This window comes from Nocardia sp. NBC_00416 (assembly GCF_036032445.1).
Taxonomy (GTDB): domain Bacteria; phylum Actinomycetota; class Actinomycetes; order Mycobacteriales; family Mycobacteriaceae; genus Nocardia.
The window spans coordinates 6,348,719-6,372,711 of record NZ_CP107932.1; the positions used below are offsets into that span (position 1 = coordinate 6,348,719).

Below are 23,993 nucleotides of genomic sequence, written 5' to 3' on the forward strand. Positions count from 1 at the left end.
GTGTGCCCGCGGCGGCCATCGATCTCGACGGCGGCGTCGGCGCGATGCGCTACCCGAACGTTGTCGAGCGGATCGCCGATGTGTCGGCGGCCGATGGAGCCATCGCCGCGGCCGAGCTCCGGGCCCGGCGCGACCCCGAGGCTCAGCTGCCGCACCGCTGGTCTGCGCCGTCGTCTCTGCCTGCGCGGGGCGCCGTGCTCGGCGACCGGGGGTCCGGGGCCCGAGGTCCGGCGCTCTGGGCGTCCGGATGCTGACGACTTCGGTTCGTAACGAGTATCGGATACCGTTCCACTGGCGCTGCCGGGCGCCGGACCTCTCACTGTCGTACTGCGCAATCCACCAGTGGGAGCGGTGTGGGCTGTCGCGTTCCGGGTCGGAGCGCTGGTGCCGGGCACCGGATCGGGACCGCCCGGCGAGTGCCTGCCGGACTCCGGTCCGCTCTCCTGCTGCGCCTGGCCGGTGCGCGGCAGGATGTCACGCTCAGCCGACTGGAGGTCCCATGGCCACTGCTCTTCTGACCCGGACCCGCGGGCGGATCGACACGTACTTCGCTGTCGGGGTGCACGGTTCGACCATGAAGCGCGAGTTGATGGCGGGAACGGTGACGTTCCTGGCGATGTGCTACGTGCTCGCCGTCAATCCGTCCATCCTCGGTGATCAGGGCGCCCTCGGTGATCAGGGCATCCCGACGCAGGCGGTGTTCACCGCGACGGCGGTTTCGGCGGTGGCCGGCACCCTGGTGATGGGTTTGTGGGCGCGGTATCCGATCGCGCTGGCGCCGGGTATGGGGTTGAACGCGTTCTTCGCGTTCTCGGTGGTGCTGGGGATGGGGATTCCCTGGCAGGTCGCGCTGTCGGGCACGTTCCTGTCGGGTCTGATCTTCTTCGTGCTCGCGATCACCCGGATCCGGGAGAAGATCCTCAACGCGATTCCGTTGCAGTTGAAGCTGGCGGTGGCGGCGGGCGTCGGGGTTTTCGTGGCGTTCCTCGGGCTCAAGAGCGCGGGCATCGTGGTGGCCAGTGATTCGACCCTGGTGACACTGGGTGATTTCACCAAGGGCACGACAGTGCTCGCCCTGTTCGGCCTGGTGGTGACCGTGGTGTTCCTGGTGCGCGGTTGGCACGGGGCGGTGCTGTACGGCATCGTGCTGACCGCGGTGGTGGGGATGATCTTCGGGCTCGTCGATGTACCCGAAGGTATCGCCGCGCTGCCGCGAGGTCTGGACGAGACCTTCGGGCAGGCCCTGATCCACCTGCCCGACGCGTTCACCGCGCAGATGGCCGTGGTGGTCCTGACCATGCTGTTCGTCGATTTCTTCGATGCGTCGGGAACACTGATCGGGGTCGCCAATCAGGCGGGTCTGCTCAATAGCAAGGGGGAGTTGCCGCGGGCCGCGAGCGCGCTGTCCGCCGACGCGGTGGGCACCATGGCGGGCGCGGTGATCGGCACGTCCACCACCACCGCCTATGTGGAGTCGACGGCCGGTGTGTCGGCGGGCGGCCGGACCGGGCTGACCGCGGTGGTGACGGCGGGCTGGTTCGCGGTGGCGATGTTCTGCTACCCGATTTTCGCGGTGGTGGCGGCTTCGGGATCGGTGACGGCGGCCGCGTTGATCGTGGTCGGCGTGCTCATGGCACGGTCGCTGGGGGATATCGACTGGAGCCGGTTGGAGTTCGCGGTGCCGGCGTTCATCACCATCGTGATGATGCCGCTGACCTACTCGATCGCGAACGGTTTGGCCATGGGGATGATCTTCTACCCGGTGGTGATGGCGGCGCGGGGACGTTTCCGGGAGGTGCACCCGGTGATGTGGGTGCTGACGCTGATCTTTCTCGGGTATTTCTTCTTCCTGGCGGAATAGCGTGTGCGGGGGCCGGGTTGGTCCGATCAACGGCAGTATTCGGACCCCGGTCCGTTTGTTTCCCTGGCTAAGTATCCGGATATGAATGAGGGGTTCCGATGACTTCTGATTCGACGCTGGACCGTACCGACACATCTACGAGCCGAGGTGGACTCCTGTCCGCCGATATCGGCCTGCTCATCCTGCGACTGGTGTTCGGCCTGTTGTTCGCCGCGCACGGCACCCAAAAACTCTTCGGCTGGTTCGACGGGCCCGGCCTTACGGCCAACAACGCCGGTTTCGAGCAGATGGGTTTCAACCCCGGCGACTTCTTCGGCACGCTCGCCGGGCTCAGTGAATTCGTCGGCGGGCTGCTGCTGGCTCTCGGCGCGCTGTCCCCGCTGGGCGCGGCCGTGGTGCTGGGCACCACCATCGTCATCATCAATACGACCTTCAGCGGCGGGCTGCTCACCGGCCAGGGCTACGAGACAGGCCTGCTCTTCGCCGCGGTCGCGGCCGCCCTCGCGTTCACCGGCCCGGGCCGGTTCTCGGTGGACCACCACCGCCCGTGGGCGCGCGGCGGACTGATCTGGGCCATCGTGGCGATCGTGGTGGCGGTGGTCGCCGCGGCGCTCACCCTGCTCTTCAAGGCCGTGCTCTGAGCACTCCGGAGTAGCGGAGCCGGATTCAGATTGTCGCCGCGGCGGACAGGCGGCGCAGGGCCTCGACCACCACCGCGGGATCGGCCGTCTCCCAGTACGGGGGCAGCGAGGCGCGCAGGAAACCGCCGTAGCGGGCGGTGGCCAGCCGGGGATCGAGAATGGCGACGACTCCACGATCGTCCACACTGCGCAGCAACCGCCCGGTGCCCTGGGCGAGGAGCAGCGCGGCGTGGCTGGCGGCGACCGTGAGGAATCCGTTGCCGCCGCGGGACTCGACGGCTCGCTGCCGGGCCGCCAGCAGCGGATCGTCGGGGCGGGGAAAGGGGATGCGGTCCAGGATCACCAGGCTCAGCGACGGGCCGGGGACGTCCACCCCCTGCCAGAGCGAGAGGGTGCCGAACAGGGAGGTCTCGGGATCGTCGGCGAACTTGCGCACCAGCGCGCCGGTGGAATCGTCGCCCTGGCACAGAATGGGTGTGTCCAGGCGTTTGCGCAGCGCCTCCGTGGCGGCCTTCGCGGCGCGCATCGAGGAGAACAACCCCAGGGTGCGGCCGCCCGCGGCGGAGATCAGCCCCTCGATCTCGTCGAGGTAGGCGGGGGGAAGACCGTCGCGGCCGGGGGTGGGCAGATGCTGGGCGACGTAGAGGATCCCGGATTTGGCGTGATCGAACGGCGATCCGACATCGAGCGAGGTCCAGCGCACGGTATCGGCGTCACCGGGCGTCTCGGCGCTGTTGGCCATCGCCGGATCCACCCGGGTGTTCGACTGCGGCGGCAACCCCCAGGTGCGCGCCAGGCCGTCGAACGACCCGCCGATCTGCAGTGTCGCCGAGGTGAGTACGACGGTCGCCGCGCCGAACAGTTGGCTGCGCAACAACCCGCCGACGGCGAGCGGGGCCATCCGCAGGGTGCGGCGGGTGACGCCCCGGACCTCGTCGGCCGACAACCAGACCACATCGCGGCGCGCCGCCGGATCGGGTTCGTCGAAGGCGGTGAGTGCGCGGACCGCGCTGTCGTGGATCTCCTCGATCGCGGCGATGGCCATGTTCCGGCCGGCCGCGGCCTCCGGATCGGCGCCGGGCCCGCCGGAGCCCTGCGGGTTGAGCGCGGTGCGGACGTTCCACGCGGCGTCCCGGATCAGCGCGAGTACCTCGGCGATACCGTCGGGCAGGGCGTCCCAGCGGTTCGCGGGCAACTCGTCGAGGGCGGTGTGCCACGCTTCGGACGCCGCCTCCAGCCGGTCCACCTCCTGTTCGTCGACGAGTTTCGTGCAGCGGCGGGCAGCGGTGCTGACGGCGGTGGGCGACAGTTCGGCGGTGGCCACACCGGTGACACGGTCGACCAGCTCGTGCGCCTCGTCCACTACGACCAGATCGTGTTCCGGGAGTACCTGCACCCCGCTGATGGCGTCGATCGCGAGCAGCGCGTGGTTGGTGACGACGATATCGGCCTGCGCGGACTCGGCCCGGGCCCGTTCGGCGAAACAGTCCTGCCCGAACGGGCAGCGTGATTTGCCCAGACATTCCCGTGACGACACGCTGACCTGCCGCCAGGCCCGGTCGCCGACGCCGGGCGCCAGCTCGTCGCGATCGCCGGTCTCGGTGTCGGAGGCCCATTCGTTGAGCCGTTTGACCTCGCGGCCGAGCCGGGAGACGGCGAACGCGTCGAACAGTTCCGCCTCGGCGGGCTCGTCGGGGATCGCGCTATTGATCTTGTTCAAGCACAGATAGTTGTTGCGCCCCTTGAGGATCGCGAACTCCGCCGCGCGACCCAGCGGTTTCGCCAGCGCCTCGGCGAGACGGGGCAGATCCCGGTCCACCAGCTGGCGCTGTAGCGCGATGGTCGCCGTGGAGATCACCACGGTGCGCCCGGTGCGCACCGCGTATCGCAGGCTGGGCACCAGATAGGCGAGCGATTTCCCGGTCCCGGTCCCGGCCTGGACCGCCAGATGCTCTTTGTTCTCGATCGCGTTGTCCACCGCGGCCGCCATGGTCATCTGCCCGGGGCGTTCCTTGCCGCCGAGCGCGGTCACAGCGGTCGCCAGCAGGTCTGATACGGGCGGGAATTCGGGCACTCGGGCAGCCTACTGCGCCGCACCGACAGTCGTGCGCGGAGTCGCCGACCGGGCGGTCTTCGAAATCGCCGACCGGGAGTCGCCGGCGGGGTGGTCTCGGGGATGACGGACCGGCCGGTTCTTCCGGACGCGCGCTCCGCTCTTCCCAGCGATCTTACTCAGAAGTAAGGTCGGGTCATGGCGTGGAAACCTGATCAGATACCCGACCAGCGCGGGCGCACCTTCGTCGTCACCGGAGCCAACGGCGGGCTCGGGGCGGAGACCACCAAGGTACTCGCAGCCAAAGGGGCCACGGTCGTGATGGCCTGCCGCAACACCGAGAAGGCCAAGAAGGTCGCCGACTCCATCGGCGGCGATCTCGAGGTCCGGCGGCTGGACCTCGCCGACCTGTCCTCGGTGCGCGAATTCGCCGAAACCACCGGCGAATTCGATGTGCTGGTCAACAACGCGGGACTGATGAACGTGCCCTTCTCGCGGACCGTCGACGGTTTCGAGACCCAGTTCGGAGTGAACCACCTGGGCCACTATGCGCTGACCGGTCTCCTGCTCGACCGGATGCGCGACCGGGTGGTGACGCTGGCCAGTATCGCCCACAAGCAGACGCCCAAGTTCTGGGCCGACGACCTGAACTACGAGAACCGCCGCTACCAGCGCAACCTGGCATACGCGCAGGCCAAACTGTCGAATCTGATGTTCGCCCGCGAACTGCAGCGGCGGTTGGCGGAGGCCGGCTCGGCGAAACGGTCATACGGGGTGCATCCCGGTGTCTCGGCGACCGAACTGTTCACCCGCACCGAAACCCCGCTGGACTGGGTCAGCAAACCGGTGATCCGCCTGGTCGGGCATGCACCGTCCAAGGCCGCGCATTCGACGCTGTTCGCGGCCACGACGCCCGATGCCGATCCCGAAACGTACTGGGGCCCGACCCGGCTGTTCCAGTCCCAGGGCCCGGTGGAGGCCTCCCCGTCGACCCGTCTGTCCAAGAACACCGACCTGTGGCGCCGTCTGTGGGCGGAATCCGAGCGGCTGACCGGGGTCGTCTACAAGTTCTGACCGGCGGCGATACCGGCTCCCGCGATGCCCACCTCACACTACGGTCCGTGTAGTAGACGGGTACCGTGGTAGCCGTGTCCGCAACGCCCCGCCGCACCGTGCATCGCCCGGCCCTGGTTCTCCTGGTGGTCGTGCTCGCATTCACCGCGCTCGCGCTGGGCTGGTGGCAGTGGGAGCGGTTCGCCTCGGCCAGTGGCACCGCGCAGAACCTCGGGTACGCGCTGCAGTGGCCGCTGTTCGCGGGATTCGCGTTGTTCGCGTATTTCCGGTTCGTACGGCTGGAACAGGAGTCCGACACCCCCGACACGTCCGTGCCGGGCGGCGTCACCGCGGACGATCCGGCGACCGCCGGGACAGGTTCACCCCTGCCGGGGTCCACGTCCGGCGCCCGGGCAGGTCTGATCACCGGCCGCCGGACCACTACGGCCCACGCTCCACGTGAGATCCCGGCCGGATTCCTCCCCGAACGTCCGCGCGCGACCCGGGACGACGATCCGGTACTCGCCGAATACAACAGCTACCTGGCCCGGTTGAACACCGCGGGCAGCACCGCGGGCGCGCCCCGCGATACCGAGAGGAGCGCGGGTTGACCGCCAGCGAGAAAGCCACCGCCGCACCCGCGGCCGGGACCATCGGGGACCGGAAGATCGCGGGCGCGCTGCTGCGCTATCGCGTACTCGCCTGGGTCACCGGTCTGTGGCTGCTGTTCCTCACCGCAGAAATGATCGCCAAGTACGGGTTCGGGGTCCACACACCGAGCTGGATCGCGGTCGTGCACGGGTGGGCGTACTTCATCTATCTGATCCTCACCGCCGATCTCGCGGTGAAAGTTCGCTGGCCGCTCAAACGCACCGTCGGCACCCTGCTCGCGGGCACGATCCCGCTGCTGTCGTTCTTCGTCGAGCACCGCAACACCCAGCAGGTCAAGCGGGATTTCGGACTCTGACCGGATAGTTCGGCCCGGCCGCCGGCCGGGCCGCGACCGTCAGCGGGACAGCGCCGCGAGCGCGGGAAGCAACTGGGCCAGCGCCCGTCCGCGATGCGAAGCCGCGTCCTTCTCGGCCGGGGCGAGCTGCCCGGCGCTGCGTTCCCCGCCGTCGGGATGGAACAGCGGGTCGTAGCCGAAGCCGCCGTCACCCTGCGCGGCCCGGGCGATCGTGCCCGGCCATTCACCGCGCACCACGATCTCGGCGCCGGCCGGGATCACCAGCGCACACGCCGAGACGAAAGCGGCGCCACGGCGTTCGTCGGGAGTATCGGAGAGTTGTGCCAGCAGCAGGGCATTGTTCGCGGCGTCGTCACCGTGGCGACCGGACCAGCGCGCCGACAACACGCCCGGCATACCGTTGAGCGCGTCCACCGCGATACCGGAATCGTCGGCGATACACGGCAACCGGGTGGCCCGGGCACCGTCACGCGCTTTGGCCAGCGCGTTCTCCTCGAAGGTGGCCCCCGTCTCCGGGGCCTCCGGATACTCCGGCACATCATCGAGCCCGACGATCTCCAGACCCGCCACGCCGGCCACATCGAGGATGCGGCGCAGCTCGGTCAGTTTCTTGGCATTGCGGCTGGCGAGCAGAACCCGGCGGCTCATCACTTCTTCTTCGTGGGCTCGGGCGTCTCCGGCAGCACACCGGGATAGGGCAGAGCCAGCGCTTCCTTCTGCACGATGAACAGCTGTTCACAACCGGCCAGCGCGGAGTCGAGCAGCTTGTCGAGGGTCGATCGCGGGAAGGTCGCACCCTCACCGGTGCCCTGGATCTCCACCAGCGTTCCCGTATCGGTGGCGACCACGTTCATATCGACCTCGGCGCGCGAATCCTCCTCATAGGGAAGATCGAGCCGGACCCGGCCGTCCACCACACCGACACTCACCGCGGCGATCCCGCACGAGATCGGCTGCGGATCCGCCAGGCCACCCGCGGCGCCGAGATAGGTGACAGCGTCGGCCAGTGCCACATACGCGCCGGTGATGGCGGCAGTACGGGTGCCGCCGTCGGCCTGCAGCACATCGCAGTCCACGGCGATGGTGTTCTCGCCGATCGCGGCGAGGTCGATGCAGGCGCGCAGCGAGCGGCCGACCAACCGGCTGATCTCCTGGGTGCGGCCGCCGACCTTCCCCTTGACCGATTCCCGGCCGCTGCGGGTGTGAGTGGCGGCCGGCAGCATCGCGTATTCGGCGGTGAGCCAGCCGAGGCCGGAATCGCGTCGCCAGGGCGGGACGCCCTCGGTGACACTGGCCGTGCACATCACTCGGGTCTGCCCGAACTCCACCAGCACCGAACCAGCCGGGTGCGTGGTAAAGCCTCGAGTTATCCGTACCTCGCGGAGTTCGTCGTCCGCCCTGCCATCGGCTCGTCTCGACACGCGCCCAGCGTAGTGGGGGACCCGGGCCCGGAGATGGCGGGGGCTACAGGTCGAAGGTCTCCCCGGGGGTCACCGCGTGCACCGGGCCGGTGAACTCGGCCTTGGCCTCGGCGATGACATCCTCGCGGGAAGTCCACGGCGGAATATGGGTGAGCAGCAGTTCCTTGACCCCGGCCGCGGCGGCGATCCGACCGGCTTCGGTACCCGAAAGGTGAATACCCTCGGGACGATTCGCGGGATCGTGGGTCCAGGACGCTTCGGCCATGAGGACATCAGCGCCCTCGGCCAGTTCCTGGACCGCCGAACAGACCGCGGTATCGCCGGTGTAGACGAAGGTGCGCCCCGCGGCGGTGACGATCCGCAGACCGTAGGACTCCGGCGGGTGGTACATCCGCCGAGCGGTGATGGTGTGGCCGGGCCCGAACTCCACCGTCTCGCCCTCGGACCACGGGCGGAAATCGATCACATCGGACCAGTCGTCGCATTCGCCGCCGACCTCTGCCGAGGCATTACCGATCCGGACCGGCGAATCCGACGGACCGCGCACGATGGCCTGCCCGGTGGGAGGACTCGGGTGGTAGCGCCGCCACACCAGCAGCGCGGGCATGTCCAGACAGTGATCGGCGTGCAGATGAGTGAGAAAGACCGACACCTGTCCCGGATCCGCGTACCGCTGCAGCGCACCCAGGATCCCCGGGCCGAAATCGATAACGACCGGCGACATATCCGGACCGGTCAGCAGATAACCCGACGCGGGGGAATCCGGGCCGGACACACTGCCCGAGCACCCGAGGACGGTGAGGCGCATATCACCATGCTGCCACGATGTTTCCCGATTCAAGACCGCATCCCCCGAAAATACTGGCCGCACCCGCGGTCACCGGGGTGGGACGGGTGACCCGGTGCGGAGTTGACGACGGTGTCGACGTTCATCACTGGAGAGTACCCACCCGGCGAACAGTCCACCCATTGCGCCGAAAAGGTGTCCCTGCCAGGATATTCCGTCCTGACCGGGCAAGACGCCCCACAACACTGAGCCGTACAGGACGAGCACCACGAGGCCGACCACGATCTGCCCGATCTGCCGGGCGAACCAGCCACGGCAGATCAGATAGGTGAGCCAGCCGAAGACCAGCGAGGAAGCGCCCACATGGACGCTGCCCGCACCGCCGGTCAACCAGGTGCCGACACCGGCCACGACCCAGACGATCGCGGTGGCGGCGAGACCCCGGCGGATACCGGTGGCCAGCGTGAGGAAACCGAGGATCAGCACCGGCAGGGTGTTGCCGATCAGATGGTCCCAGCCGTGGTGCAGCAGCGGGGCGAAAAAGATGCCGTCCAGGCCGTCGATATCGCGGGGCTCGATCCCGGCCGCCCGATCGATGCTGAAGTCGATCATCGCGTCGACGGCCTCGATCAGATACAGCAGAACCAGGAACGCGACGGTCAGAACCCCGGCCTGCGCCCAAGTGCGTCTGCTCGCGACGAACCGGCCGCCGCCCGCGGAACCGGAGACCGGGCCGCTGCCGCGACCCGGACGGAGTGCGGCGATACGGTCGGGGTCGAACGAAGCGCCCAGCGGTCCACCACCGGTCATGACCATCTCCTGTATCTATGGCGCCGCCTTCGGCGGCGCGGGGTCGGGGCCCTTGTCAACCCCGGTTCTTCACTCCGGCGCTCAGTCGCTGCGCTCCTTCGCTCTGTCGCTCCAGAACCGGGGCGGGCCCCGACTGTGTGGGTTTGCCCCGCCTTCGGTGTTGCGGGTCGGGGCCTTCGTGACCCCGCTCCTTCACTCCGCCGCTCGGTCGCTGCGCTCCTTCACTCTGTCGCTCTGTCGCTCCAGAACCAGGGCGGGCCCCGACTGTGTGGGTTTGCCCCGCCTTCGGCGGCGCGGGTCGGGGCCCTCGTCAACCCCGGTTCTTCACTCCGGCGCTCAGTCGCTGCGCTCCTTCACTCTGTCGCTCCAGAACCGGGGCGGGCCCCGGCCTTGGAGGTCGGCGGTCCGGGAAGGATCGATGCGGTGGGTGTATGCGGGCCTCAGAGACAGATTATCTGGAAGGGGCGGGCGAGCGGGGGTGCGCAGTTGGAAAAGGCTGAAGGGTTCGACGGGCGGGGGACCGATGGGCGGCTGCGCGCTCTCGGGGTGCGGGAGTCGTTCGCTTCGGCCCGGAGGCACCGGGGGTGGGCGGCCGCGACGGTGCCGGAGAGGTTGCGTAGACGGCTGCATCGATACCGGCACAACCCGGCGGGCGGCGACCGACGAAGGCCGCTGCCTCGACCTCGGCTGCGCAGCTCACCAGTCGCCAGGGGAACACACCTGACGCCGAGAAGGCCGGCAGTCTCGGCAGGATGTCGAACGCGGGCGGGTCGCACGCGGCAGCCGACGGTCGGATGCCGTACTCGCTCGGTCACTGCGCCGATCCAGCGGCAGGGGCCGGACCCCGGCGGCGTTGTGCCGGTGTCAGGCCCAGAGCTGGCCGTCGAGGCGTTCCTCGGCCTCTTCGAGGGTGCCGTCGTAGGCCCCGGTGGACAGGTATTTCCAGCCGCCGTCGGCCACCACGAACGCGATATCGGCCCGTTTACCGGCGGCGATCGCCTTCTTCGCGACACCGAGCGCGGCGTGCAGGATGGCGCCGGTCGAGATGCCGGCGAAGATCCCCTCCTCCAGCACCAGTTCGCGGGTGCGGCGCACGGCGTCGTAGGGGCCTACGGAGAAGCGGCTGGTGAGCACCTGTTCGTCGTACAGTTCGGGGATGAAACCCTCATCGATGTTGCGCAGGCCGTAGACCAGTTCGCCGTACCGCGGCTCGGCGGCGACGATCTCGATTCCGGGAACCTTCTCCCGCAGGAACCGCCCGGTTCCCATCAGTGTCCCGGTGGTCCCCAGACCGGCGACGAAGTGGGTGATCTCGGGCAGGTCGGCGAGGATCTCCGGACCCGTCGTCTCATAGTGGGCGAGCGCGTTGGCCGGGTTGCCGTACTGGTACAGCATCACCCAGTCCGGGTTCGCGGCGGCGATCTCCTTGGCCTTGGCCACGGCCTGGTTCGAACCACCCGCCGCCGGTGAATCGATGATCTCGGCGCCGAACATGGTGAGCAGCTGCCGCCGCTCCACCGAGGTGTTCTCCGGCATGACGCAGACCAGGCGATACCCCTTGAGTTTCGCCGCCATGGCCAGCGAGATCCCGGTATTGCCGCTGGTGGGTTCCAGGATGGTGCAACCCGGGCTCAGCAGACCGTCGGCCTCGGCCTGCTGGATCATGCGCAGCGCCGGGCGGTCCTTGATGGACCCGGTGGGGTTGCGGTCCTCCAGCTTGGCCCACAGCCGCACCGGCTGCTCGCCTTCCCAGCGCGGGGACAGGCTGCGCAGGCCGACCAGCGGGGTGTCGCCGAGGGTCGCGATCAGCGATTCGTAGCGTGCCACGGGCCGTCAGGCCCCGCCGGCGACGGCAGGCAGGATCGTCACGGTGGCCCCTTCGCCGACGGTCGTCTCCAGGCCGCCGGAGAACCGCACATCCTCGTCGTCGACGTAGATGTTGACGTAGCGGTTCAGTTTGCCGTCGTTGAGCAGCCGCTCGGCCAGCCCCGGATGGTTGGCTTCCAGATCGTCGATCACCGCGGCGAGCGTGGACCCCTCGGCCTTCACTCGCTTCTCGCCTCCGGTGTGGGTGCGCATGATGGTCGGGATGGACACGGTGACCGGCATGGGTGCTCCTCGCTGTGTTTCTCGGTCTAGGGGTCGGAAATCTCTGGTGTTCAGGCGGTTTCGTAGGCGTCGACGATGTGCACCGGCTCCTCGGTGACCGTGCCGTCGACGATGCGGTAGCTGCGCAGTTCGTGCTGTTCGGCGTCGCGGGTGGAGACGAGCACATAGTGGGCGCCGGGCTCGGAGGCGTAGGAGATATCGGTGCGGCTGGGGTAGGCCTCGGTCGCGGTGTGCGAGTGGTAGATCACCACCGGCTCCTCGTCGGCGTCGTCCATGGCCCGCCAGACCTTCAGCTGCTCGCCGGAATCGAAACGGTAGAAGGTGGGGGACCGTTCGGCGTTCATCATCGCCACGAACCGCTCGGGCCGGTCCGATCCTTCGGGTCCCGCGATGATGCCGCAGGCTTCGTCGGGATGGTCGGCGCGGGCGTGGGAGACCATCGCGTCCACGAGGTCGGCCCTGATCACGAGCACAATCGAACCCTTCCACCTGTCGTCTCGGCCATCGCCGACCCGTCACAGCCGACAACTGTCGACAATATTCGGGTATTCCCGGCGTGTTGCAGGACCCCCGTCGGGGTGGACGGATCAGCTCGGGAAAAGGGTGCGGTAGGCGGGGATACCGGCCACCGGTTCCGCGGCCAGGATCGCGTCCACCACCGCGCGTTCCACGCAGACCGCCGCGGCCGTGCTCAGCGCGTCGATCAGCGGCAGGTCCGCGGGGAAAGCCGAGGGGAGCTGTGGTGTCGGGGGCGGGGTCGCGGTGCCGGTGGCCAGTGCGAAGAACGTGTCGCCGTCGAGCGGGGAGTGGGCCGGGCGGACCGCTCGCGCCAGGCCGTCGTGGGCGACGGTGGCGAGCCGGCGGCAGCCCGCGGCGTCCAGCGGGGCGTCGGTGGCCACCACACCGATCGTGGTGTTGAGTACGGTGCTCTTCACCGCCAGGGCATTGGCGGCGGCGAGTTCTGCAGCAGTGCCGGGGCGCAGCCCGAAGAACTCGGGTCCGTCGGTGCCCGCCCCCCACGGGATCCCGGTGCGCGGATCGAAGACCGACCCCACCGGGTTGGCGACGACCAGCGCGGCCACGGTGACCCCGGCGGCGACGCCGTCGGAGAATTGGATGCTCGCGGATCCGACGCCGCCCTTGATGGCACCGGCCTGGGCGCCGACTCCGGCGCCGACGCATCCGCGCAGGAAATCGGGTCCGGCGGCGTCGGCGGCGTGATAGCCGAAATCGGCGGTCGGGCGGGTGTGCCAATCGCCGACCGGCAGATCGAAGATCACGGCCCCGGGCACGATCGGCACCACCCGGCTCGGATCGTCGGGGGACATCGGGATGCCCTCGCCGTGCTCCTCCAGCCAGCTCATCACCCCGTCCGCCGCGGCCAGGCCGTAGGCGCTGCCGCCGGTGAGCAGGACGGCGTGCACCTGCCGGACGGTGTTCGCGGGATCGAGCAGATCGGTCTCCCGGGTGCCCGGCCCGCCGCCGCGCACATCGACCGCGGCAACCGCGCCGCCCGGCGCCCGGACCACGGTGCAGCCGGTGGCCGCACCGGAACCGCGGGTCGCGTCCGGGTCCAGTACGTGGTGATGACCGACCAGCAGTCCGGAGACATCGGTGAGCGCGTTACGCGCTCCGGGAGCGGCGGTCACGGCGCCATCGCCTGCAGTAGTGAGTCCTGCATCCAGGTGAGCCAGTGATAGACGTCCAGATGCGGGGCGCGGGGGTCGTCGGGCGGGTACTGCTCGGGGGTGTCGGCATCGACCTCGAGGACCACGCCGAGCGCCAGCCGGACGTCGGTGAGGGCGGCCAGCCAGGCATCGGCTTCCTCCGGCGTGAGCAGGATCTTGCCGCCGTCCTCGGGCAGGGTGCGCAGCACGACCCCGGCCGCGGCCAGTTTCTCGTCGATGATCTCCGGTTCGTGCAGCCCGCGCAGTGCGCTGTTCAGGTCGGCGCGTTCCGCATCGGGGGAGCCGGGTTCGGCCCGGTGGAATTCGGGCAGCAACCGGGCGAGCCGCGGGTCGTCGGGCGGCAGGGTGTTGCCGCTGCGCAGACCGGTGAGTGCGGCCAGTTCGTCCTCGGGGGCCGAGGCCGCGCGCTCACCGAGAAGACCCGATACGGCACCGACCAGCGAGCGCAGCACGCTCGCCTCGCGCGCGTCCATCTCCGACCGAAGTTTGAGACCGCTCAATGAGTTCTTCCGGCTCCATTTACGCACGTCGCTACGGTAACCGTCCGATCAGTCGTCACGTTGCATGGTCGCCCACAGGCCCGCCGCGTGTAGCCGGCGGACATCCTGTTCCATTTTGTCCCGCGATCCCGACGATACGACCGCTCTGCCTTCGTTGTGCACCTTGAGCATCAATTCGGTCGCCTTGGCTTTGCTGTAGCCGAACAGCTTCTGGAATATGTAGGCGACGTAGTGCATGAGGTTCACCGGATCGTCCCAGACCACCGTGACCCACGGCCGGTCCTCCGCCTCCAGGATCTCGGTGTACTCCACGGCCTCCGGGGTCGCCTGGGGCGCCGACAACGTGGCGCCGGAGGCGTCGGCGCGGACCGTTGCCGTCCGGTTGCGGGGTGCTGTGTTGCACAAGGCCATGAATTCAAGGGTACGACTCGCGGAGCAATTCACAACACCCGGAGCTGGACCGATACGTCCATCGGGGGCCGTCTCGGCGTCGTCGGCGACCCCGCGACACGCCGTGGTCCGTGAGCTTCGGCGGGCGCGGTGCCCGGTGCTCGTCCGGCCGGTCCGCGCGGGCTGTTTACAGTGACACCCGTGGACCTGCGCGACGCGGCCGGCAGCACCGCTCTGCTGACCGACCAATACGAGCTCACCATGCTGGCCGCCGCTCTCGCCGACGGTTCCGCGGCGCGGCGGTGCACCTTCGAAGTGTTCGCCCGCCGCTTGCCGCACGGCCGCAGGTACGGCGTGGTGGCGGGTACCGGGCGGTTCCTGGACGCGCTCTCCAGGTTCCGGTTCGGTGCGGCGGAGCTGGAGATCGCCGGCCGGTTCCTGGACGCGGATACGGTCGCCTGGCTGCGCGACTATCGGTTCTCCGGTGATATCGACGGTTACCCGGAAGGCGAGCTGTATTTCCCGGGTTCTCCCATTCTGTCCGTCACCGGGACGTTCGCCGAATGCGTGGTGCTCGAGACGCTCGCCCTGTCGGTGCTCAACCACGACAGCGCTATCGCGTCCGCCGCCGCTCGGATGGTGAGTGCGGCGGCCGGGCGGCGGCTGATCGAGATGGGGTCGCGGCGCACCCATGAGCAGGCCGCCCCGGCCAGTGCCCGGGCCGCGCACCTGGCCGGTTTCCACGCGACCTCCAACCTGGAGGCGGTGCGCCGGTACGGCGTGCCGGGCGCCGGAACCAGCGCACACGCCTTCACTTTGGTGCACAGCGGGGCCGACGGCGAACACGAGATCGAGGCTTTCCGCAGCCAGGTGGCGGTCCACGGAACCGGCACCACCCTGCTGGTCGACACCTTCGACATCACCCGCGGCGTGGCCTTGGCAGTCGAGGCGGCCGGGCCCGAACTGGGTGCGGTGCGCATCGATTCCGGTGATCTGGGCGTGCTGGCCCGGCAGGTGCGCCAGCAGTTGGACGAGTTGGGGGCGACGAAGACCCGGATCGTGGTCTCGGGGGATCTGGACGAATACGCGATCGCCGCATTGCGCGCCGAACCGGTGGACGCCTACGGAGTGGGCACCCAATTGGTCATCGGATCGGGCGCGCCGACCGCCGGGATGGTCTACAAGCTCGTCGAGGTCGATGGGCTGCCCGTGGCGAAAAGGTCCAGCCACAAGGAATCGCGGGGTGGGGCGAAGCGGGCGGTGCGGCTGGCCCGCGGCACCGGCACGATCGTCGAGGAGATCGTCTACCCGGCTATCGCCGACCGGCCGGACCCCGCGGGCTACGCGGTGCGCGACCTTCTGGTTCCGCTGGTGCGCGGTGGCCAGGTGCTCGACCTGCCCACACTCGCCGAATCCCGGGATCTGGTGGCGCGCGGGCTGGTCAGTCTGCCGTGGGAGGGTCTGAAACTCTCCGGCGGCGAACCAGCGGTCCCGACCACATTCCTGGCCTGACCCGACGAAGGCGAGGAGACTGTGTCCATGAAGAGCGCGCTGATCGTGGTGGATGTGCAGAACGATTTCTGCGAGGGCGGTTCGCTGGCCGTGGCCGGTGGCGCCCGTGTCGCGGAGCTGATCAGCGAATATCTGGCCGATTCCGAGTACGACGCGGTGGTGGCCACTCGTGACTATCACATCGATCCGGGTGCTCATTTCTCGGAGACGCCCGATTTCGTGGACAGTTGGCCGCCGCACTGCCTGGTCGGTACCGCGGGTGCGGATTTCCATCCGAACTTCGAGACCGGCGCCGTGCAGGAGGTCTTCTCGAAGGGGGAGTACTCGGCCGCGTATTCGGGGTTCGAAGGCGCCGCCACAGCCGGGGAGACTCTCGCGGACTGGCTGCGTGCCCGGGATATCGGGTCGGTGGATGTCGTGGGGATCGCCACCGACCACTGTGTCCGGGCCACTGCCATGGATGCCGTCGCGGCGGGGTTCGCCACCCGGATCTTGCTCGGGCTCACCGCGGGAGTCGCGCCGGCCACTGTCGAGAAGGCGCTCGGCGAACTGGCCGGAGCGGGTGTCGAGCTCTCCGGCGCCGTGGTGACGGCCGGCGCTTGAGGGCCGGGCCCGGGGCCGGGTGCGTCCGGTGCCGAGGCGGGGCAGAATTCCGGGTATGACTGCTACCGGGGACGATGTTCGCGCCTACGCCCTGTCGCTCCCGGCGACGACCGAACAGTTCACCTGGGGGATGCCCACTTTCCGAGTGGAGCGTCGGCTTTTCCTCACCCTGCCCGAGGCCGAGACCTCGATGGCGGTGCGGTGTCCGATCGTGGAGCGGGACGAATTGGTCTTGGCGGAGCCGGGCAAGTTCTGGATCGCCGGCCATGAGGCGAACAACGCGTGGGTGCGGGTCCGGCTCGCGGCGCTGGACGACCAGGACGAGCTTCGGGCGATAGTGCTGGATTCGTGGCGGCTCGCCGCGCCGGGCGACCTGCTCGCGGCCGGGGTCTCGCCGGCGTAGCGCCGATCGGGTCAGGGGCGGAAAGACGAGATGTGCGCTGGCTCGTCCTTGCCATCGATATACTCGTACACGTATATTCGTAGACGAGTAAGGAGCGTGCATGGCGAAGAAACGCAAGGTCGGCAATCTTCTGGCCCTCGCGGTGCTCGCGGTGATGCAGGACGAAGCCATGCACCGCTATCAGATCGCGGCCCGCCTGCGCGACTACGGAAAAGACCGCGATCTCGATATCAAATGGGGATCGCTGTACACGGTCGTGCAGAACCTGGCGAAAGCCGGTTTCCTCGAGGTGGTGGGCAGTGAGCGCGAAGGGGCGCGGCCTGAGCGGGTGATCTACCGGATCACCGACGCCGGGCAGCGCGAACTCGTCGACTGGACCCGGGAACTGATCGCCGAACCGGAGCCCGAACGCGGGCGGTTCCTCGCCGGCCTGTCGATTCTCGCGGTCCTGCCACCGGACGAGGTGGCGGAACTGCTGGGTCGCCGGCTGGTCTCGCTGGACGCGCAGATCGCCGAGGTGCGCAAGGAACTCGCGGAGCTCGCCGCAACGCTGCCCCGCCTGTTCCTCATCGAATCCGAATACGGGCTGGCCGTACTGGAGACCGAGGCCGAATGGGCCCGGGCGCTGCGCACCGAACTACTCGAGGGAACCTTCCCCGACCTGGCCGAATGGCAGGCATGGCATCAGGGCGGGCCCGGGGTGGACAGCGCCCGCGCCCGTGCGTACGTGGAGGGGGTCGATACGACGAGCGACCGCTGAAAAACCGGGCTCGATGGAGGCGCGGCAACGCCACCATCGAGCTCGGGTCACCGTCTCGGACCGTGCCCGCACAACGCACACCCGGCCACGAGTTTGGCAGAACACAGGATAACCGGGTGGGTGGATGCCGGGGCGGTTCGGCTATGAATCCGAATCGAACCTCCCGAGGAGTACACCCATGTCCGGAATCGAGACCGCCCTGGTGATCGGCGGCGGTATAGCGGGGCCGGTGGCGGCCACCGCGTTGCGTAAGGCGGGTATCGAGGCCCGCGTCTACGAGGCCTATCCGGGTCCCGCCCATACGATCGGCAGCGGCCTGGCCTTGGCGCCGAACGGTGTCGCCGCGCTCGATGTGATCGGCGCCGGGGACGCCGTCCGCGATATCGCGGTGCCGGTGCCACGGATGGCGCTGGCGGTCGGCCGGAAACTGCTCTCGATGCCCACCCTCGGGGATCAGGCGCCGTTGCAACTCGTCGATCGCGGTGACCTGCACCGGGTGCTGCACGAGCGGGCGGTGGCGGCCGGGGTTCCGGTCGAGTTCGGCAAACGCCTGGTATCGGCGGAGCGGACCGCGGCGGGCGTGACGGCCCGGTTCGCCGACGGAACCACCGCCACCGCCGATGTGCTCATCGGCGCGGATGGAATCCGCTCGACGGTGCGCCGCCTGATCGACCCGGACGCGCCGGGCCCGGATTTCACCGGGATGCTCGGTTTCGGGGCCACGGTCGACTGCTCGGTCGAGGTCGCACCCGAGACGATCGTTTTCGCCTACGGCGCGCGGGCCTACTACCTGTACTGGCCGGTCGCTCCCGGCCGGATCAGCTGGGGAGCCAATCTGCCCAGCAAGGAATATCTCTCACTCACCGAAGCGCGGCAGGTGCCGGCCGAGCACTGGCTCGAGATCCTGCGCGACACCTACGCCGACGACACCCCCGGTGGGCAGCTCGCCCGTGGGACGACGCCCGAACAGCTGGAAGTCGTCGGCGCACTGCACATCATGCCGCCGGTTCGGCACTGGTTCCGCGAGCGGATGGTGCTGGTCGGCGACGCGGTGCACGCGCCCTCGAACAGTTCCGGTCAAGGGGCGTCACTCTCGATCGAGAGCGCGATCGAGCTGGCTCGCTGCCTGCGTGACATCGGCGAACCCGCCGCAGCGTTCGCCGCTTACGAGAGTCTGCGCCGGCCGCGAGTGGAAGGTGTGGCCGCCCGCGCCGCGAAGATCAACCACAGCAAGACCCCGGGCCCGGTCGCCCGCAAGGTGATGCAGCTGCTCATGCCGATCATGGCGCGCACGGTCATGAATCCGGAGAAGACCCTCGCCGAGGAGCAGCGCTATCGGATCGACTGGGACGAACCGGTACACGCCATCTCGGATCCGGCACACTCCCGAACTGCTGATGCCATCCACGCGGATAAAGGCTGAGGAATCCAAGACGCCCACCATGGTGCCGAGTCCCGCGAGGCCCATAAAGGGTTGGGGCCCGTTCCGCCGTTCAGCCCTCGAAAGCGCATGCGCCGCAGGCGCGAGTCTCGAGGGCTGAACGGCGGCACCTAAGGGGGCCCCGACCCCGCGCGCGGTAGGCGCGCCATAGATATCAGCATTCGAAGGGAATTGTGTTGCCCGCGGCGTCGCGGGCTCCGATTCCCTTTGTTATCGCCTCCACCAGTTCCGTGCAGGTATCCCAGGTGCGCGGCTGTTCGTCATCGAGATTGCCGATCGTGTACCAGTCCTCGGTCTCCCGGTAGCGGACCAATCCCTGGCCCTGGGGATCGAGGGTGACATCGAGGTCGCCGGATATCGTCCCGGCCTCCCGGGTCATCACCGATGCCGCGGCGGGTAACTCGATGACTTCGGCTATTTGAACTCACCCCGTTCGACGCAGTCGTCCACCGCGGTGCGCAGTGCGGTCTGTTCGTCCTTGTCCACGCTCAGGCCGTACTTTAGCTTGATCTGGACGTAATGCGAGATATAGCCACACCGGAAATTTCCCGGCGGCAGATAGTGCGCCGCGTCCTGATCGCCTTTCGAGCGGTTCGCGGACGGGTCGGAGGCGATGAGGTTCATTGCGTCGTTGGCGATCCGGCGGCGGGTGTCGGTGTCCAAATCCTTGGCGCCCGAACGCCAGGCCTCGGCGAGCGGGACGATGTGCTCGGCGTCCACGCCCTTGGAGTCGCCCATGAACTTGTACGGTTTCAGCTTTCCGGTCTTGCTGTCCATGACGCCGTACGCGTCCTGCCAGCCGCCGCCTTTGCCGATCTTCAGGTCGCAGGTCTTCGGATCCAGGCTGACCTCGCCGGTGGCGTCCCGCAGCATCATCACTTCGCGGGTGGTGCATTTGCTGTATTGGGCGAACTCGGGGCCGAAACCGTGTTCGGGGTCGTTGTTGTCCCAGTGCGGGAACTTCTCCCGGCTGTACCCGGTCATCGCGACCTCGGTCTTCACCGGGAGGTGGTCCAGCGCCGACCGTATCTCGGCGGCGGTGCCGGCGACGGATTTCGCCGCGCCGGCGGCCGGACCGGTGGCGGTGCTGCAGCCTTCCAGGAGAAAGCCCGCGGCCAGGGCGATGGCGATCAGGACGGGGACGACGACGGCGGCGAACTTGCGGGCCGGGGCGGGCAGTGCTGAAAGCAGCGAGTTCATCGCCGGACCTCCGCGGATCGATGGGCGATGGGCGCGACGCCCGGATCGTATTCATTTGCTATGGGCTTCAACGAAATTCCTTGCCGAGGTGCCGGGATGTGCCGAGCGTCAAGCTACCGGCCGGTCAGCTACCCGAAAGCTACTGTCCGGTGTGATATTCGGCATACTCGGTCGGGAGTACCCGGTGAATGCTCGGGGTATTCCTGTCTCGTGTAGAAGGCGCACCACCCCCGAGTCGCCGTGCCGGCGCCGACTCGGGGGTGGGCTTGTCACGAACGAGGGCGATGAGTGCCCGGCACGAGCCGCGGGCCGGTTGTCCGGACCGGTTCCGCGGCGCACCGCGGGGCTTGATGAGGGGTAGCCTCGTGGTCGCTTCCGCACCGGATGCGCTCGCCGTGACGTATTGGGGGCCGGAACGGGTCCGGCCGGTCTCTCGGTATGCAGATGTCGGTTTCGGGCAGATGGCCGGTGCATCGTCCTCGGATGTACGCCGATCCGCCGTTAGGTGAAAAGCATAGGGAATTCCCATTATTGGGAGCGCACCGCCGCGGGCGGGCGGCGGTGAGGTCGACGCCGGGCTCGGTCGCGGTGGGTCAGTCGGTCGCTTCGGCGTCCTCGTCTTCGCTGTCCAGCTGGGCGGTCGGCGGGATTCCGGTGTCCAGGAAATGGATCAACCGCTCGATCCGACCGGTGTGGTCGAGGATCCGGGACAGTTTGTGGCCGATCAACGCGAGTGCGATCGCGGTGTCGGTGGAGCCCTCGGTCGTCGACAGCGCGTTGTGCAACTTCTGGTTCAGGGCGTGCATGGTGGCCGCCCCGGTGTCGTCGGCGCAGGTGTGCCGGCCGCGGGTGACGTCGCGTTCGGCGCGTGCCGTGCACTCGGCGGTGAGGGCCGACATCTGCGCGAGGATGTCGAGTACCGGCGCCGGGGCGATCGCGTCCGGGTGGCTCTGGTACACCTGATCGGCCACCCGGCTGAACAGCCTCCCGATCCGGGACAGTTCACCGGCGATCTGGATCGCGGTCACCACATGGCGCAGATCGCGCGCGACGGGCGCCTGTAGCGCCAGCAACACCACCGTGCGCGCTTCGCACGCGCCGTACATCGTCTGCAATCGTTCGTCGAGGGCGAAGACCTCGTAGGTCGCGGTGAGGTCGGCCCCCACGAGCGCGTCGGTGACGCGTTCGGCCGCCTCGTGGGTGATGCTGCACATCTGCGTCAGATCTGCGGTCAACGCGACGAGCTCGTTGGTGAACTGAGTTCGCACCGGGGAATTGTCGCCCATGGCGCGCGCATCGGTCGAATGATCCGTCGATTCGGTCCGCGGTGGCATTTCGAGCTCGCGGAAGCTGTTGGTGTTACCGTCGTCACATGACCGATATGCGAAGTATCAAACATCGCATCGTCACCACTTTCCAGCGGCATGTGGCCAATCCGCTGAACCGGAAACGTCCGGCGCAGCAGTTGCTGGAGACCACCGGGCGGGTCAGCGGTACCGCCCGGGTGGTGCCGATCGGCGGCCGCCGAACCGGGAACGAGTTCTGGTTCGTCTCCGAGTTCGGGGACCGCTCGGATTATGTCCGCAATATCCGCGCGGACGACCGGGTCAGAGTGCGATTGGACGGTGCATGGCATTCGGGCGCCGCGCATCTGCTGCCCGACGACGATCCGGTGGGCAGGCTTTCTTCGCTACCGCGCGGCAACAGTGCCGCGGTGCGCGCCATGGGTACCGATCTGCTGACAATTCGCGTCGATCTGGACGACTGACGGATTTCGAAATTTCCTATGCGTTCCGCATCGAATAATTCGCTGGAACGTGTTCTGATTGCGCTCCCGATATGCCGGTGACGGTCCGCACAATTCGAAGAAACCCATGCGTACCGGCCATTTGTCGTGGGCACTGTCACACCCCTGCGGATTTGTCCGTCACCGTCGGTAACGATTAGCTTCCTCTCCGTTGGCATCGATGCCGGACCGGAGAGATCAGACGAATGAAACTCGCACTATTCCGTGCCGCGACAGCGGTATGTGGATCTCGGCCATGAGCTCCGAGCGTCATACCGCGGCGATCGATTCCGGTGACCGCCCCGAATCCGAACTCGCCCGTCCCGCGTCCGCGCGCGAAATCGTCCAGCAGAATTTCTCCGGCACGATCGTGTCCTCGGTGCGCACCTTCGGGCGGGCGGTCGGGATGGCCCAGGAGTCGGTCACCGGGGCGGCGGCCGACCTGGCCCGCGGCAAGTTCCAATGGCAGGAGATGCTGATCCAGGCGTGGCGCCTGGTCACCGTCACCGCCTTCCCCGCCATCCTGATGGCCGTCCCGTTCGGCGTGATCGTCTCCGTCCAGGTCGGCAACCTCATCCACAATCTCGGCGCCGATTCACTGCTCGGCGCCACCGGCGGACTGGGCGTCATCAAACAGGGCGCGCCCATGGCCACCGGATTCCTGCTCGGCGGCGCCGGGGCCGCGGCGATCGCGGCCGATCTCGGCGCCCGCACGATCCGTGAAGAGATCGACGCGCTGCACACCATGGGCATCAGCCCGGTGCACCGGCTGGTGATCCCGCGGATGGTGGCGATGCTGCTGGTCGCGCCGCTGCTCAATATCCTGGTGATCTTCGTCGGCATCGTCGCCGGATACCTCGTCGCGATCGGCGGACAGGGCGTCACGCCGGGCTCCTACTGGGCGGCCTTCGGTTCGTTCACCACCGCGGCCGACGTCTGGATCTCGCTGCTCAAGGCCGTTGTCTTCGGATTCCTGGTGGTGATCATCGCCTGCCAGCGCGGGCTGGAAGCCAAGGGCGGACCGCGCGGTGTCGCCGACGCGGTGAACGCCGCGGTGGTGCTGTCGGTGGTGTCGGTCGTGACCGTCAATCTGGTGATGACCCAGGTGACCGCCATGTTCCTGCCCACCAGGCTGGCGTGATGGCGGCGACCTCGTACGCCCCGAAGGGGCTGGGTTTCCTGGCGCGGTACTTCCGCCGGGGCAGCCGGATCCTGGGCGCGGTGGATTCGCTGGGCTTCGTGCTGGTGTTCTGCTGGCAGGTGCTGTCCTCGATACCGCTGGCGCTGCGCCGGTACCGCGGCGAAACGCTGCGGGTCATCACCGATATGACCTGGGGTCGCGGATCGGTCATCGTCGGCGGCGGGACCGTGCCCATGATGATCGTGCTGGGTGTGGTGATCGGCGCGTCGATCGGCGTGGAATCGTTCGCGACGCTGGACATGCTGGGCATGGGCCCGGTCACCGGGATCGTGTCCGCCTTCGCCACCACACGGGAACTGGCGCCGATCGCCGCCGCCGTCGGTTTCGCCGCACAGGCGGGCTGCCGGATCACCGCGGAGATCGGGTCCATGCGGATCTCCGAGGAGATCGACGCCATCGAGGCGCTCGGGCTACGGTCGGTGCCCTTCGTGGTGACCACCCGCGTGGTCGCGGGAGCGATCGCCATCGTGCCGACCTTCCTGATCGCGCTGATCGGATCGTATTTCGCCTGCCGCGGCCTGATCACCCTGGTGCACGGGCAGTCGGCCGGCGTATACGACCACTACTTCTTCCAGTTCATCGCCGGGTTCGACATCATCGCGGCCACGGTGAAGGTCGCCGTTTTCGGCACGGTGGTGATCTGTGTGCACAGCTATTACGGCTTCTTCGCCACCGGTGGACCCGAGGGCGTCGGTATCGCGTCGGGCCGTGCGGTGCGCGCCAGTTTCGTCGCGATCATCGCCATCGACATGGTGCTGACCCTGGTGCTGTGGGGTTTCAACGCGGCGATCAGCTTCACGGGATAGG

28 protein-coding genes are annotated in these 23,993 nt (G+C 68.4%); 14 read left to right on the forward strand and 14 right to left on the reverse strand.

The window, feature by feature from the left end; translation table 11 throughout:
* Positions 1-2 precede the first annotated feature (2 nt).
* The 3 genes from OG804_RS27535 to OG804_RS27545 all read left to right on the forward strand — a co-directional run bounded on the left by OG804_RS27535 (position 3) and on the right by OG804_RS27545 (position 2,502).
* On the forward strand, positions 3-254 hold the full coding sequence (locus OG804_RS27535; protein ID WP_328391365.1) for a hypothetical protein: 252 nt from the start codon (positions 3-5) through the stop codon (positions 252-254).
* Positions 255-499: 245 nt separating this feature from the next.
* Entirely contained in the window at positions 500-1,861 is a 1,362-nt protein-coding gene (locus OG804_RS27540; RefSeq protein WP_328391366.1) for an NCS2 family permease, read from the forward strand.
* A 98-nt stretch (positions 1,862-1,959) separates the two neighbouring features.
* Positions 1,960-2,502 (forward strand): DoxX family protein, encoded by a 543-nt coding sequence (locus OG804_RS27545; protein ID WP_328391368.1) that lies wholly within the window; start codon positions 1,960-1,962, stop codon positions 2,500-2,502.
* A 25-nt stretch (positions 2,503-2,527) separates the two neighbouring features.
* Here the strand turns inward: OG804_RS27545 and OG804_RS27550 are convergent, their stop codons facing one another.
* On the reverse strand, positions 2,528-4,576 hold the full coding sequence (locus tag OG804_RS27550; RefSeq protein ID WP_328391370.1) for an ATP-dependent DNA helicase: 2,049 nt from the start codon (positions 4,574-4,576) through the stop codon (positions 2,528-2,530).
* 177 nt (positions 4,577-4,753) lie between these two features.
* Between OG804_RS27550 and OG804_RS27555 the strand changes: the two genes are divergently transcribed.
* From OG804_RS27555 to OG804_RS27565, 3 genes are all read left to right on the forward strand, one after another.
* On the forward strand, positions 4,754-5,629 hold the full coding sequence (locus OG804_RS27555) for an oxidoreductase (protein ID WP_328391372.1): 876 nt from the start codon (positions 4,754-4,756) through the stop codon (positions 5,627-5,629).
* Positions 5,630-5,694: 65 nt separating this feature from the next.
* Positions 5,695-6,219 (forward strand): transcriptional regulator, encoded by a 525-nt coding sequence (locus tag OG804_RS27560; protein WP_442941649.1) that lies wholly within the window; start codon positions 5,695-5,697, stop codon positions 6,217-6,219.
* On the forward strand, positions 6,216-6,575 hold the full coding sequence (locus OG804_RS27565) for a DUF3817 domain-containing protein (RefSeq protein WP_328391376.1): 360 nt from the start codon (positions 6,216-6,218) through the stop codon (positions 6,573-6,575). Before OG804_RS27560 ends, OG804_RS27565 begins: the two co-directional genes overlap by 4 nt.
* 39 nt (positions 6,576-6,614) lie before the next feature.
* Here OG804_RS27565 and OG804_RS27570 read toward each other — a convergent pair whose 3' ends face one another.
* The 10 genes from OG804_RS27570 to clpS form a co-directional block, all read right to left on the reverse strand.
* Entirely contained in the window at positions 6,615-7,223 is a 609-nt protein-coding gene (locus tag OG804_RS27570; RefSeq protein WP_328391378.1) for a non-canonical purine NTP pyrophosphatase, read from the reverse strand.
* Positions 7,223-7,996, reverse strand: coding sequence for a ribonuclease PH (gene rph, locus OG804_RS27575; protein ID WP_328391380.1), 774 nt, complete (start codon positions 7,994-7,996; stop codon positions 7,223-7,225). The genes OG804_RS27570 and rph overlap by 1 nt, the downstream gene beginning before the upstream one ends.
* A gap of 43 nt (positions 7,997-8,039) precedes the next feature.
* On the reverse strand, positions 8,040-8,804 hold the full coding sequence (locus OG804_RS27580) for a cyclic nucleotide-degrading phosphodiesterase (protein WP_328391382.1): 765 nt from the start codon (positions 8,802-8,804) through the stop codon (positions 8,040-8,042).
* Positions 8,805-8,873: 69 nt separating this feature from the next.
* A complete protein-coding gene (locus OG804_RS27585; protein WP_328391384.1) occupies positions 8,874-9,593 on the reverse strand; it encodes a rhomboid family intramembrane serine protease in 720 nt (239 codons plus the stop codon).
* Between the two features lie 864 nt (positions 9,594-10,457).
* Positions 10,458-11,420: a PLP-dependent cysteine synthase family protein gene (locus OG804_RS27590; RefSeq protein WP_328391386.1), complete on the reverse strand. Its 963-nt coding sequence runs from the start codon at positions 11,418-11,420 to the stop codon at positions 10,458-10,460.
* Positions 11,421-11,426: 6 nt separating this feature from the next.
* Positions 11,427-11,702 carry a MoaD/ThiS family protein gene (locus OG804_RS27595; protein WP_328391388.1) on the reverse strand — a complete coding sequence of 92 codons (276 nt, stop codon included), beginning with the start codon at positions 11,700-11,702 and terminating at the stop codon, positions 11,427-11,429.
* A 50-nt stretch (positions 11,703-11,752) separates the two neighbouring features.
* Positions 11,753-12,175, reverse strand: a complete 423-nt coding sequence (locus OG804_RS27600; protein WP_328391390.1) for a M67 family metallopeptidase — start codon at positions 12,173-12,175, stop codon at positions 11,753-11,755.
* Between the two features lie 114 nt (positions 12,176-12,289).
* Entirely contained in the window at positions 12,290-13,351 is a 1,062-nt protein-coding gene (locus OG804_RS27605; RefSeq protein WP_328391392.1) for a P1 family peptidase, read from the reverse strand.
* Entirely contained in the window at positions 13,348-13,917 is a 570-nt protein-coding gene (aosR, locus tag OG804_RS27610) for an oxidative stress transcriptional regulator AosR (RefSeq protein ID WP_328391394.1), read from the reverse strand. Before aosR ends, OG804_RS27605 begins: the two co-directional genes overlap by 4 nt.
* A 21-nt stretch (positions 13,918-13,938) precedes the next feature.
* Complete coding sequence (gene clpS, locus OG804_RS27615; protein ID WP_328391396.1) at positions 13,939-14,301, reverse strand: ATP-dependent Clp protease adapter ClpS; 363 nt, start codon at positions 14,299-14,301, stop codon at positions 13,939-13,941.
* 240 nt (positions 14,302-14,541) lie between these two features.
* Between clpS and OG804_RS27620 the strand changes: the two genes are divergently transcribed.
* From OG804_RS27620 to OG804_RS27640, 5 genes are all read left to right on the forward strand, one after another.
* A complete protein-coding gene (locus tag OG804_RS27620) occupies positions 14,542-15,792 on the forward strand; it encodes a nicotinate phosphoribosyltransferase (protein ID WP_442941912.1) in 1,251 nt (416 codons plus the stop codon).
* A gap of 27 nt (positions 15,793-15,819) precedes the next feature.
* Positions 15,820-16,395 carry an isochorismatase family protein gene (locus tag OG804_RS27625; protein ID WP_328391400.1) on the forward strand — a complete coding sequence of 192 codons (576 nt, stop codon included), beginning with the start codon at positions 15,820-15,822 and terminating at the stop codon, positions 16,393-16,395.
* A 55-nt stretch (positions 16,396-16,450) separates the two neighbouring features.
* On the forward strand, positions 16,451-16,798 hold the full coding sequence (locus OG804_RS27630; RefSeq protein WP_328391401.1) for an MmcQ/YjbR family DNA-binding protein: 348 nt from the start codon (positions 16,451-16,453) through the stop codon (positions 16,796-16,798).
* Between the two features lie 100 nt (positions 16,799-16,898).
* Complete coding sequence (locus OG804_RS27635) at positions 16,899-17,558, forward strand: PadR family transcriptional regulator (RefSeq protein ID WP_328391402.1); 660 nt, start codon at positions 16,899-16,901, stop codon at positions 17,556-17,558.
* A gap of 178 nt (positions 17,559-17,736) precedes the next feature.
* The gene (locus OG804_RS27640) at positions 17,737-18,981 is read left to right on the forward strand and encodes an FAD-dependent monooxygenase (protein ID WP_328391404.1); all 1,245 of its coding nucleotides are present in this window, start codon (positions 17,737-17,739) and stop codon (positions 18,979-18,981) included.
* A gap of 172 nt (positions 18,982-19,153) precedes the next feature.
* On the opposite strand, the gene OG804_RS27645 is transcribed toward OG804_RS27640, so the two are convergent.
* The 3 genes from OG804_RS27645 to OG804_RS27655 form a co-directional block, all read right to left on the reverse strand.
* Positions 19,154-19,378 (reverse strand): hypothetical protein, encoded by a 225-nt coding sequence (locus OG804_RS27645; RefSeq protein WP_328391406.1) that lies wholly within the window; start codon positions 19,376-19,378, stop codon positions 19,154-19,156.
* A gap of 35 nt (positions 19,379-19,413) precedes the next feature.
* Entirely contained in the window at positions 19,414-20,199 is a 786-nt protein-coding gene (locus OG804_RS27650; RefSeq protein ID WP_328391408.1) for an HNH endonuclease family protein, read from the reverse strand.
* Between the two features lie 593 nt (positions 20,200-20,792).
* Positions 20,793-21,467: a phosphate signaling complex PhoU family protein gene (locus OG804_RS27655; protein ID WP_328391410.1), complete on the reverse strand. Its 675-nt coding sequence runs from the start codon at positions 21,465-21,467 to the stop codon at positions 20,793-20,795.
* Positions 21,468-21,571: 104 nt separating this feature from the next.
* On the opposite strand from OG804_RS27655, the gene OG804_RS27660 reads away from it, so the two are divergent.
* The 3 genes from OG804_RS27660 (at position 21,572) to OG804_RS27670 (ending at position 23,992) form a co-directional block, all read left to right on the forward strand.
* Positions 21,572-21,967 carry a nitroreductase/quinone reductase family protein gene (locus tag OG804_RS27660; RefSeq protein WP_328391412.1) on the forward strand — a complete coding sequence of 132 codons (396 nt, stop codon included), beginning with the start codon at positions 21,572-21,574 and terminating at the stop codon, positions 21,965-21,967.
* 274 nt (positions 21,968-22,241) lie between these two features.
* Positions 22,242-23,126, forward strand: a complete 885-nt coding sequence (locus OG804_RS27665; protein ID WP_328391414.1) for an MlaE family ABC transporter permease — start codon at positions 22,242-22,244, stop codon at positions 23,124-23,126.
* A complete protein-coding gene (locus OG804_RS27670; RefSeq protein WP_328391416.1) occupies positions 23,126-23,992 on the forward strand; it encodes an MlaE family ABC transporter permease in 867 nt (288 codons plus the stop codon). Before OG804_RS27665 ends, OG804_RS27670 begins: the two co-directional genes overlap by 1 nt.
* Position 23,993 lies beyond the last annotated feature (1 nt).